This is a genomic window from Flavobacterium sp. 103 (genome assembly GCF_003096795.1).
In the GTDB taxonomy this organism is placed as follows: Bacteria; Bacteroidota; Bacteroidia; order Flavobacteriales; family Flavobacteriaceae; genus Flavobacterium.
The window spans coordinates 4,212,362-4,226,991 of record NZ_QENX01000001.1; the positions used below are offsets into that span (position 1 = coordinate 4,212,362).

General features: G+C 32.6%; 15 protein-coding genes and 1 pseudogene. 8 read left to right on the forward strand and 8 right to left on the reverse strand.

From position 1 onward, the window contains the following. The first annotated feature begins 109 nt into the window (after positions 1 to 109). Positions 110 to 904, forward strand: a complete 795-nt coding sequence (locus C8C85_RS17870; protein ID WP_116798232.1) for an RMD1 family protein — start codon at positions 110 to 112, stop codon at positions 902 to 904. Here the strand turns inward: C8C85_RS17870 and C8C85_RS17875 are convergent. Then, on the reverse strand, positions 901 to 1,494 hold the full coding sequence (locus C8C85_RS17875; protein WP_116798233.1) for a 2OG-Fe(II) oxygenase: 594 nt from the start codon (positions 1,492 to 1,494) through the stop codon (positions 901 to 903). The two genes, C8C85_RS17870 and C8C85_RS17875, sit on opposite strands and share 4 nt — an antisense overlap. Positions 1,495 to 1,650: 156 nt before the next feature. Here C8C85_RS17875 and C8C85_RS17880 point away from each other — a divergent pair, with 156 nt between their 5' ends. Further along, the gene (locus C8C85_RS17880; RefSeq protein ID WP_116798234.1) at positions 1,651 to 2,595 is read left to right on the forward strand and encodes a nuclear transport factor 2 family protein; all 945 of its coding nucleotides are present in this window, start codon (positions 1,651 to 1,653) and stop codon (positions 2,593 to 2,595) included. A 139-nt stretch (positions 2,596 to 2,734) separates the two neighbouring features. Here C8C85_RS17880 and C8C85_RS17885 read toward each other — a convergent pair whose 3' ends face one another. From C8C85_RS17885 to C8C85_RS17910, 6 genes are all read right to left on the reverse strand, one after another. Continuing rightward, positions 2,735 to 4,198 carry an AAA family ATPase gene (locus C8C85_RS17885; RefSeq protein ID WP_116798235.1) on the reverse strand — a complete coding sequence of 488 codons (1,464 nt, stop codon included), beginning with the start codon at positions 4,196 to 4,198 and terminating at the stop codon, positions 2,735 to 2,737. A 226-nt stretch (positions 4,199 to 4,424) separates the two neighbouring features. Further along, the gene (locus tag C8C85_RS17890; RefSeq protein WP_116798236.1) at positions 4,425 to 5,543 is read right to left on the reverse strand and encodes a vWA domain-containing protein; all 1,119 of its coding nucleotides are present in this window, start codon (positions 5,541 to 5,543) and stop codon (positions 4,425 to 4,427) included. 244 nt (positions 5,544 to 5,787) lie between these two features. Beyond that, on the reverse strand, positions 5,788 to 6,576 hold the full coding sequence (locus C8C85_RS17895; protein WP_116798237.1) for an META domain-containing protein: 789 nt from the start codon (positions 6,574 to 6,576) through the stop codon (positions 5,788 to 5,790). 29 nt (positions 6,577 to 6,605) lie between these two features. Next, positions 6,606 to 6,986: a YchJ family protein gene (locus C8C85_RS17900; protein ID WP_116798238.1), complete on the reverse strand. Its 381-nt coding sequence runs from the start codon at positions 6,984 to 6,986 to the stop codon at positions 6,606 to 6,608. Positions 6,987 to 7,004: 18 nt separating this feature from the next. Beyond that, on the reverse strand, positions 7,005 to 7,235 hold the full coding sequence (locus C8C85_RS17905; protein WP_116798527.1) for a hypothetical protein: 231 nt from the start codon (positions 7,233 to 7,235) through the stop codon (positions 7,005 to 7,007). Between the two features lie 10 nt (positions 7,236 to 7,245). Beyond that, on the reverse strand, positions 7,246 to 7,398 hold the full coding sequence (locus C8C85_RS17910; RefSeq protein WP_116798239.1) for a hypothetical protein: 153 nt from the start codon (positions 7,396 to 7,398) through the stop codon (positions 7,246 to 7,248). 257 nt (positions 7,399 to 7,655) lie between these two features. Between C8C85_RS17910 and C8C85_RS17915 the strand changes: the two genes are divergently transcribed. Both C8C85_RS17915 and C8C85_RS17920 read left to right on the forward strand, forming a co-directional pair. Beyond that, positions 7,656 to 10,505, forward strand: a complete 2,850-nt coding sequence (locus tag C8C85_RS17915; RefSeq protein ID WP_116798240.1) for a PAS domain S-box protein — start codon at positions 7,656 to 7,658, stop codon at positions 10,503 to 10,505. Beyond that, entirely contained in the window at positions 10,502 to 10,897 is a 396-nt protein-coding gene (locus C8C85_RS17920; RefSeq protein WP_116798241.1) for a response regulator, read from the forward strand. Before C8C85_RS17915 ends, C8C85_RS17920 begins: the two co-directional genes overlap by 4 nt. On the opposite strand, the gene C8C85_RS17925 is transcribed toward C8C85_RS17920, so the two are convergent. Further along, a complete protein-coding gene (locus C8C85_RS17925; protein ID WP_116798242.1) occupies positions 10,894 to 11,439 on the reverse strand; it encodes a hypothetical protein in 546 nt (181 codons plus the stop codon). The two genes, C8C85_RS17920 and C8C85_RS17925, sit on opposite strands and share 4 nt — an antisense overlap. A gap of 496 nt (positions 11,440 to 11,935) precedes the next feature. On the opposite strand from C8C85_RS17925, the gene C8C85_RS17930 reads away from it, so the two are divergent. The 4 genes and pseudogenes from C8C85_RS17930 to C8C85_RS17950 form a co-directional block, all read left to right on the forward strand. Further along, positions 11,936 to 12,181, forward strand: coding sequence for a hypothetical protein (locus tag C8C85_RS17930; RefSeq protein ID WP_116798243.1), 246 nt, complete (start codon positions 11,936 to 11,938; stop codon positions 12,179 to 12,181). A gap of 167 nt (positions 12,182 to 12,348) precedes the next feature. Continuing rightward, positions 12,349 to 12,789, forward strand: a complete 441-nt coding sequence (locus tag C8C85_RS17935) for a KTSC domain-containing protein (RefSeq protein ID WP_116798244.1) — start codon at positions 12,349 to 12,351, stop codon at positions 12,787 to 12,789. Positions 12,790 to 13,394: 605 nt separating this feature from the next. Next, the gene (locus tag C8C85_RS17945; protein ID WP_111411391.1) at positions 13,395 to 14,150 is read left to right on the forward strand and encodes a DUF4369 domain-containing protein; all 756 of its coding nucleotides are present in this window, start codon (positions 13,395 to 13,397) and stop codon (positions 14,148 to 14,150) included. An 18-nt stretch (positions 14,151 to 14,168) separates the two neighbouring features. Further along, a pseudogene (locus tag C8C85_RS17950) lies at positions 14,169 to 14,555 on the forward strand (TlpA family protein disulfide reductase); the annotation flags it as partial. Positions 14,556 to 14,630 lie beyond the last annotated feature (75 nt).

Genomic DNA, 14,630 nt, shown 5'->3' on the forward strand with positions numbered 1-14,630 from the left:
AATTAGATTTTACTTCGCTTTGGGTCAAAAAAAATATTGCCGCATTATTTAATCAAATGGAAATAACTAACTTTAAGCTACATTGATGGTATAAAACAAAACTTCTATTATGGGAAATGATAATTTTATTAAAATTGAGGCTATTCAAATCGCAGAAGTTTTTAACATAAAAAAAATAAGAACTGAATATGGAGTTGAAGCACATTCTAGTTCACCCTCTGAAATTTTTTATACGTTAAAAAACAAAAAACGCTACATCTATATATTTGATTATGGAGTAGTTGTATTTGCAAATTGCACAGCTACGGAGAAAAATGAATTCATTGATTTTGTCAAAAACTATGCTTCGACAATTGTTGATTTGGAATTGCTTGAGGAATATCGAATAGAAATTGATACAAACACTCCAAAAGTGATTATCAAAAATGATTATGTCTCTGTACCTTTTGTTGATGCTTCTGTCATGAAAATCGTAATGCTCAATATTGCCCAATCTGTTGCATTGGATTATTATGAAGCGCTGACAGATGATCTTATCACTTCTTCCAAAAAATACATACAAGAATTAGAACAGCACGGAAAACTAAGCATTTCAAAAAAAAATCTATTAAAATACATCGGTAAAGTACTAAATGTAAAAAACAGTATAGTTGACAATCTTTATATTCTCGATGACCCCAATTTAGTTTGGGACAATGAAGAGCTCCATTTGCTAAACCGTCATCTAAAAGCTAATTTTGATATTAATCCACGGTTTAAAGACCTTGATTATAGATTGGACATTGTAGAAGATAATCTTAGACTTTTTACGGACGTTTTGAATGTTCGCGAAAGCTCGCGCTTGGAATGGATTGTGATTATATTAATCTTTCTGGAGATAATGATAGCATTGCTTTTCCATTAATCACTCTTCAGCCATCCTGTAATACTCATTCTAGTACTTTGGGTAACCAAAACTTCGTGAACGAGCTCATCACTCTTAAAAAAGATAGTTTTACCTTGAGTAGGGCTTATTTTTTGATTGTTATCCAATTGATGAATAAGTAATTCTCCACCATCACTTTCTTGCCAATCACTGTTTAAATAACTAATCATGGAGTATTTTCGGCTTGGGTTGTTTTTGAATTGATCGAGATGTTTCAGATAGAAATCTCCTGCTTCATATAACGAATAATGAAATTCATAACCCGTAATTCCAGCGTAACAACTTTGATTCAAATAAAGAATAAAAGCTTCTATTTGAACAAAGAACTCATTTTCAAAACTATTATTGTTTTTTTTGTCAAGCCAATAAATAGAATCACTTCGAATGGCACCATCGTATGATAACTTCTCTGAATTTCCAATTCCTGCCGCAGACAGTTGACTGTTTTGATTTAACGTATATAAATTCTGCTTTAAATTATTGGCTAAATCATAACTCAAAAAATTTTCTGATATACCTACTTTGTTTTCTATATATGTAGCAATCAAATCTTCAAAACTATTCTCCATATCGCATTTTGATGGACTGAAAATAATTCCAACGTGGCAAGGTAGACTAATTAAAATCAGTAATGCTATATTTAAAATAAATAACACGTAAAGTACTGATAATCAATTAATTTTTGTTAAATTTAATTCTTTTTTTAACTAAAATTTTAAATAAACATGAAAAATTGTATTGCACTTGTATTGTTGATCGCAACTTGCATCACTTACGCTCAAAAAAAACCGAATGGAACTATTTATGCAGAGCATCCAGCTATCACCACGGTAGAAAACATGACGCAAGCATTTGTTAGTGGAAACGCCGATAAAGTGGCTAGCTATTTAGCTGATGATTTTAAGTACTATAGCGGAACAACTACCAATAAGGATGACAAAGGAATGGATAAAGCGGCTTATTTAAAGACGGTTAAAACATGGAAAGACAACATCGATTATCCTAGTATTAAAAGATCCAAAGGTGCTTATCCTGACGCGCTGGAATACAAAGATGAAGATCAAAAAGATTTGGTTTGGGTGCAAACTTGGGAAGATGTAAAAGGGGTGCAGAAAGAAACTGGCGTAAAAATTGATCGTCCAATCCACCGTTTATTTACCGTAAATAAAGACAATAAAATAAAAATGATGATTAACTATTCAACCAGTACTGTGAATGATGAAATCAATGAAAGTTTTACTGAGAGAACCAATGGTCAAATCTACAATCATCATGAAAATATTAATTCTGTGCGAAAAATGGTGTATGCATTTGAAAACAAAGATTTTGATAAAGCTTATAAGTATTATGATGACAAAGCTACTTTTATAGATATTAATAATCCAGACATCAATAAACAATACACCTTGGCAGAACAAAAGGAAAACGATAAAAAAATGTTTGAAATATATGATCTTGTAAGCATTGATCAAGTGGGATATCCTGATTATCTGCATTACGAATTGGACGATGCAAGAGTTGTTCAATCATGGTGGAAAATTAGATTAATCCGAAAATCAGATAAAAAAAGTATCGTCTTGCCTATGATGTTCATTGATACTTTTGATGATAAAGGAAAAATAACCAATGAAATAGCATATTACAGTCAAAAAATATTGGAAGTGAAATAATGGGACATTCAATAACTCAAATCTTAACCCAAAAAAACACGAATTACACTAATTAGCACGAATTAGTATCTTTTTTTAACGATACAAAGAATTTGTGCTAATTAGTGTAATTCGTGTTAACTTTTACTAATCCAATTAGTTATAATTTACTGATATAACTTCCAAAGATATCTTTGAACTGATACCCTTCGGATATACGGTCTTTGCTTAGTTTTTTGTATTCGACCAATCCCCACAAAACAAACTCTTTCATAAAATAACGATCTCGTTTTTCTAATTGTGGTTGATACTTTTCTATTAATTTTTCCAAAGGGACAATACCGTCCAAAATAGTTTTGTATTCCTCATCGGAACAGTCATCCAATAATTCAAAACCGCTTTCGGTGAAAAACCAATCCAAAATATCCGTATATGGTGTTTTTTCTCCTTGTTTTTCCAATTTCTCAACTTTTGGGAAATAGGCTGGGAAAAAAGTATGGATTGCATCATTTATAAGGTGTTGCGCCACAATAGCCGCTCCCTCCTGCTCTCCTTCGTAAACCAATTCAACTTTACCGGTTATGGACGGAATAATCCCCATAAAGTCAGATAAACGCAAAGTAGTTTTATCTATTCCTGATCGTAAAGCACGACGCTCGGCGGTACTCAATAAATTTTCGTAAGCCGTAATGCTCAAACGGGCGCTAACGCCACTTTTATTGTCAATAAATTCGCTTTCTCGCGCTTCAAAACTGATTTGTTCCAATAAGTCCTTCGCTAGAGAAGGAATATAAACCAAATCGCTTTGGGCAGTATCAAGTTTTGCTTCCTGCGTTGTAATTGTTCGAGCCGTTTTGATATCTTGAGGATAATGTGTCAAGATTTGCGAACCTATTCGGTCCTTTAAAGGAGTCACAATACTTCCTCTATTGGTGTAGTCTTCAGGGTTTGCGGTAAAGATAAATTGCATATCGAGTGGCATTCTCAATTTGAACCCACGAATTTGTATGTCGCCTTCTTGCAGTATGTTAAATAGCGCTACTTGAATTCTAGCTTGCAAGTCAGGTAATTCGTTGATCACAAAAATACAACGGTTGGCACGCGGAATCATCCCAAAATGAATGACGCGATCATCAGCATAGGATAATTTTAAATTCGCAGCTTTTATGGGATCGACATCACCTATCAAATCGGCGACTGTTACATCTGGAGTGGCAAGTTTTTCGAAAAATCGTTCGCTTCTGTGCAACCACGAGATCGGGGTTTCGTCTCCTTTGACAGCAATAATGTCTTTAGCAAAACGGGATAAAGGATGAAAAGGATCATCATTGATTTCAGAATCCGTTACATACGGAATGTATTCGTCCAACAGTTCAATCATTTTTCTAGCCAATCTTGTTTTGGCCTGCCCGCGAAGTCCCAACAAATTGATATTATGACGCGACAGAATAGCTCTTTCCAATTCAGGGATTACGGTGTTTTCAAAACCGTGCACTCCTTCAAAAGTTGGTTCTCCCGATTTGATTTTTGTTCTTAAATTGTGTCGCAATTCATCTTTGATACTTTTGCTTACGTATCCTGATTTCTTTAATTGACCGAATGTATTTATGTTTTCTATCTTCATATTTTTTATTTAAGTTGCTGTCCCGATAGTTATCGGGACTAAGTTTCTAAGAATCTAGGTTTAATTAATTCTATTTGTTTTATAAGTGCGAAAAAGCAATTTTCCCTTTTAGCCCCGATTGTAGCGGAAATCCTTATAAGCCGGGGTTAGGCTTATAAGATTGTAGTGGAAAGCGGGACGATGTTTCCAAAAATGCCCAATCTTTCTGCTCCAAACTATACCTAAACTATTTTATTCGTTTCTTTCTATTGGTTTCATAATCTTCAAAAATCATTTCGCCCAAACCTTTCAATCCGGTGTAGAATGCTTTTCCCTGATTGGCTTCGGTAAACTTATTTACAAACTTTTGCAGATAAGGATCGTTTGCAATCATAAAAGTGGTTATCGGAATATGGAGTTTTCTGGCTTGTTGCGCCTGGGTATAACATTTTTCGACGATGTAATGATCGAGACCGTTGCTGTTCATATAATAAGAGCCGTCTTTTTCCCTAACACAACTTGGTTTACCGTCGGTAATCATGAATATTTGCTTGTTGGTATTACGTTTTCTGCGCAATAAATCCATTGCCAATTGCAGACCGGCAACGGTATTGGTGTGAAATGGACCGACTTTGAGGTAAGGCAAATCCCGAATGGAAATCTGCCAAGCATCATCTCCAAAAACAAGTATATCCAGAGTGTCTTTTGGGTAACGGGTAGTGATTAATTCGGCCAACGCCATTGCCACTTTCTTGGCGGGAGTTATACGATCTTCTCCGTACAGAATCATACTGTGGCTGATGTCAATCATCAAAACGGTGCTCATTTGGGATTTGTATCGGGTTTCCTCGACGACCAAATCATTTTCGGTCAACATAAAATCGGCCACACCGTTGTTGATTTGTGCATTTTTCAAACTTTCGGTCAGCGAAATACGCTCTAATGCGTCTCCAAAATGAAACTCTCTAAATTCTCCTGTATGTTCATCGCCATTACCAACGTGCTTGGTTTTATGGTTACCGCTCCCCGATTTTTTAATGTTTCCGAAAATGTTATCCAAAGCCTGTTGGCGTATCGCTCGCTCGGTTTTGGCTGTAATTCCCATACCTGAAGTTCCATCGTCTTTGAGTTCTTCTCGGATGTATCCTTTTTTCTTCAAATCCTCGATAAAATCATCGATTGTATAGGATGGCTCGGTAAGTTTGTATTCTTTGTCCAATTCGCGTAGCCAACCGATGGCTTCGTCAAAATCTCCCGAAGTGTGTGTAATTAGCTCTTTGAAAATTTCAAAAAGTCTATCAAATGGAGATTGAAACGGAGCTTCGTAGCTTTTAAAATAGAATCCCTTTTTTATCGTATCGTTCATAAATATAAATTTAGATTATTTTTAAATGAACTTGCTACTAACAATTTATAATTTTAAGTTAAAAGCCTTTTTAGGAAAAGAAACACAGATTTAGATCATTGCTCAATATTTTTTTAGTATTCGCTGATTTTTAATTCACAAATTTACACAACTTTATCTGTGTGAATTTGTGAAATCTGTGTTGCATTTTATTGCTGTGGATTTTTTTTGGTTGAACATATTCTAAATTAATCATTTAAAACAACTAATCTACTTTTTTAAAAACCAACTCATTACCCGACTGATTTGTAAGCGTCAATCGTAAGTTTTTGACTTTATAAGTGGTCGTGCTTTGTAATGCTTTTAGGAATTCATTTTCTTTATTATTTTCACTGCAAGCCATTCTTGTGGTTATGGTATTGGTGAATCGAAGCAGTCCTCTTTCGAAGAAAATAGTGCCATTCATTCTGTTGCAACCGGCGAAACCCATGAATTGATTGGTTGTACTGTTTATTTCAAGATTGGGCAATTCCTTGGTGAAATCTGTTAAACTTACTTTTTTCCCATTCAATTGTTCCAAAACCCAAATATCGTGCAAACGGGGATCGGTTATATAATTACCGCAACCACTCAAAAATGTGGAATTGTTGTCTTTTACAATTTCAATTCGAACGGAATAAGATGATTTCTCACCAGACATCGTATTTACACATTCCTGCTGCATAATTTGGATAATCATTGTGATTGATTTATCCGTAACTCGATACATTTTTACATTTGCATCCATAGCCCGAAGGGGTTCAACATGATTACCGGTTAATGTTTCAAAACCGGGCATCAAAGAAGAAAATTCAATGGTATTTTCGGATATTTTTAAGTTCCAATCCGGTTCGTTGCCATTTCCCCTGAAATAGATGCCTTTTTCCAAATTCTCCATTTGCTGTTTATAGGCAAAAGTAGGTTCGGATTTCACGGTTTCATTCGGAGCTGTTACAGCGCTTTTGCAACCAATTATAAGCAAAATAATTGGCAAAAATTGAATCCATTTCTTCATGATTTTTAATACGCTTTTAAAACTGTAAATTATTTAAACTTCCCATCCACATAATACCAACTGTCGTTTTCCTTTTTAAAAGTAGAAAACTCATGATGCACTTGATTGGTATTGTTTTCATCAATAAAATACGCTTTGAATTCCACCGTGTTTTCAGTAGCCGCGGTAATTTCGAGTTTTTGCCATTTATTGGCTGTCGCCCAATGTAAAATTTCTTCTCGCGAATAATATTTTCTTTCGGAACTGTGTGTTGTAGCCAATAAATAATCAGCCTGATGTGTGGCATAGGCCGAGTATCGCGATTTCATTAGTGCTAAAGCTGTTGGGGCTTTTTGAGCACCACTTATGTAACGATTACAGCAGGATTCAAAAGATTTCGAAGAACCGCAATAACATTTTTTAGAAATCATATTCTATTTTAAAATGGATTAAATTTGCCCGTCAAGCATGACTATTCTTTGTTGTAGCTGGTTCAATAACACTTGATATTTACTGATCTCCCTAAGATCTTCATCCTCTTCGGCGTGATCCAGCATTTCATCCAATTCCTCGCTAATATCAACCAACTTATTATTGGCGTCCTTGGCGTTTTTACTGGCAATAAAATCAATTATTTCCTGAACACCACTTTTTAATTCGATAAATTTACTTTTATCCATGGTTTCTCGTTTATTCATTCTCCGAAGATTTTCCTTCATTGAATTTTTTAGTGATTTGTTTTAGTTTTTCTTTACGATCCATCGCTGCTTTCTTGGCTTTGTCTTGCGCTTTGTGCAGTTTATCGTTGTGTTTTTTGATGTTCCCTTCGTTGTTTCTGCTCATTATATTTCTTTCGATTTTTATTTGAATAATAATCTTATTATAAAATCGTTACCCTAAAGTACGGCCACAAAGTTCGGGTTTATTATTGAAATGACTGAAATTTTTATGTTGAAAAACCATCTACTTCATGTTTTAATATTAAAAATGAAACAAGTATTTCTTACTTTTGTGTATTAGAAATAGTATCTTTATATAGACAACTTAGGTTTTTTATTCAAAAAAGGCACCTTTTTTGAAACCTTACAATATTATTTTCAATGGAATACAAAGGTAAATGGCCCAATTTTATTCAATGGTTTTTAACAAAGCCTAAGACGACAGGGGTATTAATTTTTTTAATCCTGAGTATTGGCGTTGCATTTTCAATTTTTCAGCGTTTCCAAATTATTAAAGAAAATAAACTTCGAGAGATGCAGTCAACTCTTGAAAATTTACATCAAAATATTGATCAATGTCTTAAGAGTTGTTACGCAACAACTCTTACGTTGGCATTAACTATCAATGACGATGGTACGCCCGATAATTTTGACTCTATAGGATCCCAACTTCTTGCTTCTAATAATTGCATTAGTGCAGTTCAACTGGTGCCAAATGGGGTTATCAAATATATTTATCCTTTACAGGGAAATGAATCTGCTTTAAATCTTAACCTTTTTAGCACTCCAAGTGTTAAAAGTGAAGCACTAAAATCTATAGCAAATAAAAAAATGTATTTTGCCGGTCCTTTGGTTTTGAAACAAGGCGGAATTGGAATTGTTGGCAGATTGCCTGTTTACAAAAAAAATAAATTTTGGGGGTTCTCTGCTGTTGTAATCAAATTGGGAGATTTATTAAAAATTTCTGGAATTAATTCAATTGATACCAGTAAATATTATTTTCAATTTTCAAAAATAAACCCCAATACTCAAAACGAAGAGTTTTTTCTTCCTCGCAAGGAAGGAATTTATGACAAAGAAAAAATTTCAATACAAATTCCAGATGGAAACTGGAAACTATATCTATTGTCAAAAAAGCAAAATAATCATTACTCAGTTCTCTTTCTTCCTTCAATTTTAGGCTTTCTTCTAGCATTATTACTGGGGTCATTCGTCACCATCTTATTAAATAGACCGAAACAATTACAGAAATTGCTCGATATTCAACAAAAAAAGTTACTGAATAGCGAATTGAAATTTAAAACTATTTTTGATCAGGCTCCAATAGGTATAGCTCTCGTAGACAATGATACAGGTGCTTTTCTGGAAATCAACAATAAATTTTGTAGAATTCTGGAATATTCTGAAAATGAGATAAAAACAAAAAACTACCAATCAATTACGCATCCTCATGATTTAATAATAAATGAGGAAAATGAAAAGGCACTCAATGAAGGTCAAATTAAAGATTACAACTTAAAAAAACGTTATATAACTAAATCCGGGAAAAAAATCTGGGCAAATATCATTGTAAGTTCACTTTCCAAGGCGAATGAAAAGTCAGACACGAACACAAACATTGCTATCGTGGAAGATATTACTCTACAAAAGCAAATCTTAGAGGATCTTAAAAAAAGTGAAAAACAATTTAAAAACCTTTTTAAAAACTCCCCTATTCCTTTATGGGAAGTTGATTTATCTTTTATAAAAAGTTACTTAAAGGATCTTAATCTTGTTGATAAAGACCCTGTAGTGGTCGAAAAATATTTTTTGGAACATTTTGATGTTGTTCATACGTGTTTCAATCTTATCAAAATTATTGCAGTAAATAACGAATGTCTTAAACTTCTTAAAATAAAAACAAAACAGGAATTAGTTGGTAATTTAGAACAAGTTCTTGATACAGAAACTTTAAATGATTTTATTAAACAGTTGGTTGCTATTACACAAAATAACAATCGTTTAACATATGATAGCAAAATCAAGAGCAGTGATGGAAAAACTATTGACATACATTTTAGATGGAATGCATTACAGGGGTATGAAAAAACATTGGAGCGCATGATTATTTCTACCGAGGATATTACTTTTCGAAAGACAAATGAAAAAACAATCCTTAAATCACAACAAAAAGTACAATCCATTATTAACACTATTGACGGAATTGTTTGGGAATGCGATATTCAAACCTTTGCTTTTACTTTTGTTAGTAAAAAAGTTGAACAAATTTTAGGCTATACTTCAGATGAATGGTTAAGTAATCCTAATTTTTGGAAAGATCATATCCACCCTGAAGATAGAGAATGGGTTACTGAATATTGTGTGGCAAAAAAAAATGAACACATAAATCACGATTTAGAATATAGAATGATTTGCAAAAACGGAGCTATAATATGGCTACGAGATATGGTAAATATTGTTTATGAAAATAGCAAAGCGATAAGCTTGCAAGGAATAATGATTGATATTACAAAATCAAAAAATATTGAAGATGATTTGAATAATTCATTTATTTTGGTTTCCAAACAAAATGAAAGATTATTGAATTTTTCTTATATAATTTCGCATAATTTAAGATCGCATACCAGCAATATAGCCTCAATTGTAACATTACTTCAGGAAGCTGAAACAGAGCAGGAAAAACAACAAATGATGGAATTGTTGGTTTCGGTTTCCAGTTTGCTTAATGAAACAATGTTGCACTTAAATGAAGTGATTAATATCCGTACTAATATAGACTTAGCAACGGAAGCATTGAATTTAAAAGAGTATATTGATAATGTTATGAAAGTCTTTTCTAAGCAAATTATATCCAAAGAAGTTACAATCCTTAATCATATTCCAGAAGATTTAACAATCAACTACAATCCTGCGTACCTGGAAAGTATTCTTTACAATATCATTTCAAATGCAATTCGATACAGCCATTCAGAACGAAAAATTATTATAAGCATTAAATGGATAACTAAAAAAAATAAAAAAATTATTGAAATTTCCGACAATGGAATGGGTATTGATTTAGTAAAATATGCAAATAAAATTTTCGGTATGTATAAAACTTTTAGTAATGATCCTACTTCAAAAGGAGTTGGATTGTTCATTACAAAAAACCAAATAGAAGCTATGGGTGGAACTATAACAGTAGAAAGTGAACCCAATGTAGGAACAACATTCAAAATTGAAATCGTATGAGTCTTAAAACAATATGGGTAGTAGATGACGACCCTATTTATCAAATTATTGCAAATAAAATCATCAAAAAATCGGAACTATTTTTAAGTGCCAGCAGTTTCAAAAATGGAAAAGATGCAATTGATGTCTTAAAAAAATCAGTTGAAAAAGGAGAAATACTTCCTAATATAATTCTTTTGGATATTAATATGCCAATTATGGACGGTTGGGAATTTATGGAAGAAATGGTTAAGCTAAAATCGCAAATCAGTGAGCCCATACAAATATACATAGTGAGTTCATCTATTGCTTTAGAAGATAAAAGTAAGGCAAAAAATTATTCTGACATAATTGCCTATTTATCAAAACCAATTGATTCCAATGATTTAATATTAATAGCGGCAAACATCTAAACGAATTCTCTTTTTATTTCTTCCAATGTTTTATTGGTGAAAATTAATTCTTGTATGATTTCCCTGCGCAAATCATCAAGATTGTCATAATCAAAATACTTGGCCCACGAAGTAAGTTCAAATATGTTCCGAATTTGCTTGATTCGTTTTGCGGTTGCAAAACTGGTTCTCAATATGGCTTTCGAATCGTAATTTGGATTGTTGCGGTGTTGGTAGTTAACCGTTTTTTTTAAGTAATTGGCTTCCAGATAATATAATTCTTCTTCAGTATTATCTGGATAAAATTCATTCCAGGCCGCAAAACCTATTTTGAATTTGGATTCTGTCTCTGGTTCCATTGGCTCCAACCGCCATTTGCTGTTGGCCAAACGCCCCCAATGATTGGAAAGCCGATACATCCCTTCCCTGGTGTAAAAATATTTACTCCCCGATTGACTGTCATATTGCACTGGCATTCCCGCAATTCGATCAGGCAACACTTCATGAAAAACACAAAATGTGTTTTTGAATGATTTTGGGCTCGGGCGAAATACTTTTTCCATAAAACAAAGGTAATCACAAACATCGCTAAGTACCAAATCAATTCCAAAAACAAGTATTTTGGGTTGTCACCATAAAGAAAAGGAACCTAATTCACGTAACGCTTATGAGGTTCCTTTCCTTTATGCTGTCGGGCTATCCATGCTACTTCGGTAGCTTATTTCTATCCCTCACCCAGCTCGCAATCCTATTTTTTATAAATAACAACTATTCATTTTACGAAAAGCATTTAAACTCTCGGGACAAACGATGAATTCCTTTTGCCGAAGATTCGTTGATTTTTGTAAAAATTTCTATCCAAAATTAACCGCTTTCCGAGGAATTAGCGCAAATTAGTTTCCCTGAAATTACAAAATTCAATTTATCAAGGAATAAATCTGCTAATCTGTGGTTGTTTTTAAAACTAATGAATTTGCCCTGATTTCAAGTGTAATCTCACATCAATTACCGATTAATTTCCTAACTTTGTCCCCAGAATTATTTTAAAATAAAGAGATTATGACCAAAGCATCAGAAGAAAGAATGTTACAAAAAGGCGTTTTTACAGGAATAATGGAGCAAGATGAAAACAACAATTATTTTTGTGGTATTTATCTTTTGGACTTCAAAATGGCTCAAAAACATAACGTTGGTGATTGGATTACCATAAAAAGTGTCATCGAAAACCCAAGCGATATCAGTTATAATAAATATCCAAAAAAATCAAAAAACTTTGACAAGGCTAATATGAAGCCTGAACAATAGGCTTTTAGCTCATCAAAATTATTTTTAAAAATCAAAAAAGTACTTTTTTTGATTTTTTTTTTTAGCTAAAGTAAAAAGTTAAAAAAAAGTGTACCTTTGCAAAAAATTGTCAATTTCCAGCCAAATACATTTGGTTTGATAGTAAAAGACAAGTAGTTACCTTATTTATGAAAAAAATAGTTGAATACCGCAAACTACTTAACGTAGAAAAAACAGTAGAGCTTAAAGAATTAAAAACCATCTATCGTAATGCAATGAAAGATGCTCATCCTGACAAATTTCAAGGCGATGAAGCTGGTTTAAAAGAAGCTGAAGAAAACAGTAAAAAAATAATCGAGGCTTATCACTTCTTGGTAAGTATTAATGCAGAGACCATTAAACAACTTTTACCTGAATATACTGAGACAATCGCTACATCAACAATTACAGACTACAAATTTGTTGAAGGAAGATTGATTGTCAATTTCTCAAACGGAAGTGTTTACGAATACATTAGTGTTCCTAAAGCTACTTACGTAAAAATGGTAAATGCCGATTCTCCTGGAAGATTTGCAAAAAGACATATCTTTAATGCATTTCCTTGGAGAAAAACTATCAATCAAGAATAGTTTTCAATATAATATACACAAAAGCACTCCCTCAAAAGAGTGCTTTTTTTATATCCATACTAATTCTAAATTGCTGCATATATTTTCATAAATTTTAAAATTGAAGTGACTTAACGTTTTTTTAACAGGTTTTTTAATAAATTAGCATACCCAAATAATACTAACTTAACCCAAAAAACCATGAATGATTATATTAATCGGTACCAGAGGCAATATAAAAATGCCCTGAAAACCTATGAAAAGCTTGAAAAAATAAAGGCTGAAATTGATTTTAAATTAAAATCAAATCCAGTTTGTTCACATTTGCACAAAGATCTGAGAACAGTGAATTTAGATATTAAGATAACATTAAATGAAATCGAACATATTGAATCACATATTCATCAATGCGAATCCTGAATTCATTAATTAAAAAAATTATACATACTCTATACTTCTCCAGGCTATGTATATTTAAACTTTTATAAAATTATAAACATTGAATTTTACTGGTTTCTAAGAACTTTAGAAGCGAGAAAATTATAACATAAATTTAGGGACTAAAGTTATTGTTAATTTATAATTTTAAATACTTTTGTAACCTTAAAAACAATTAACTAATAAAAATGAAAAAAATTATTTTATTTCTTACTGCTACAGTATTACTTACTTCTTGTAGCAAAGACAAATACACTATCTCAGGAACTGCTACTGGTTTTGAAAACGGTAAAACAGTAATCCTAGAAACTCAAGATGAGAAAGGTATGGGATTAATTGCTGTAGATACAGTAAAAATAGAAAACGGTAAATTTGAAATTAAAGGAAAAGCAGTTGAACCATCTTTTCATACTTTGCAAATTGAAGGAACTCAAGGTAAAATTCCATTTATCTTAGAAAATGGAGATATTACAATCGTTGTAAACAAAGATACAATTCAAAAATCTAAAGTTTCTGGTACTTACAACAATGATGAGTATGTGAAATTCAACGAAGAAATCACTAAAGTTCAAAAACCTTTAATGGATTTCCAAACAGCTAACATGCAAAAAATGCAAATGGCACAGCAAACTAAAGATACTGCAACTATCAATGGTTTAATGAAAGAGTATACTAAAATTCAAACTGAAATTGGAGCTACTTCAAAAACTAAATATGTAGATTATGCAAATACACACCCAAAATCTTTTATCAGTGTATTAATTATCCAAGGAATGAGCAATGACCCAGCTGTAGATTCTAAAAAAATTGAAACTATGTACAATAGCCTTGAAGAGTCTTTAAAAAACTCTAAGCCAGGTAAAGCTCTTAAAACAAAACTTGCTGAATTGAAAACTCCTTCTGTTGGTGCTACAGCAATGCCACAAGCTCCAGCTGCTAAATGAAGGACTGATTTCTCTGCTCCTAACCCACAAGGCAAAAAAATCAGTCTAAAGGAAAGTTTAGGAAAAGTGACAATCGTTGATTTTTGGGCCTCATGGTGTGGTCCTTGCCGAAAAGAAAATCCAAATGTAGTGGCTATTTATGCTGAATTGCATTCTAAAGGTCTTAATATAATTGGTGTTTCTCTAGACGAAGATCCTGCAAAATGGAAAGAAGCTATTGCAAAAGATAAACTAGTTTGGACTCAGGTTTCGAATCTTAAAGGTTGGGAAGATCCGATTGCAAAGCAATACAAAGTAGAATCAATTCCAGCTACCTTCATCCTTGATAAATCAGGAAATGTAGTAGCGCAGGATTTAAGAGGCGATGAACTTAAAGCAAAAATCATAGAATTATTAGGTAAATAATCCTTTTTAGTATTCCAAAATAAAAAATCTCCCTTATGGAGATTTTTTATTTTATTCAATACCAATGCATTAAAA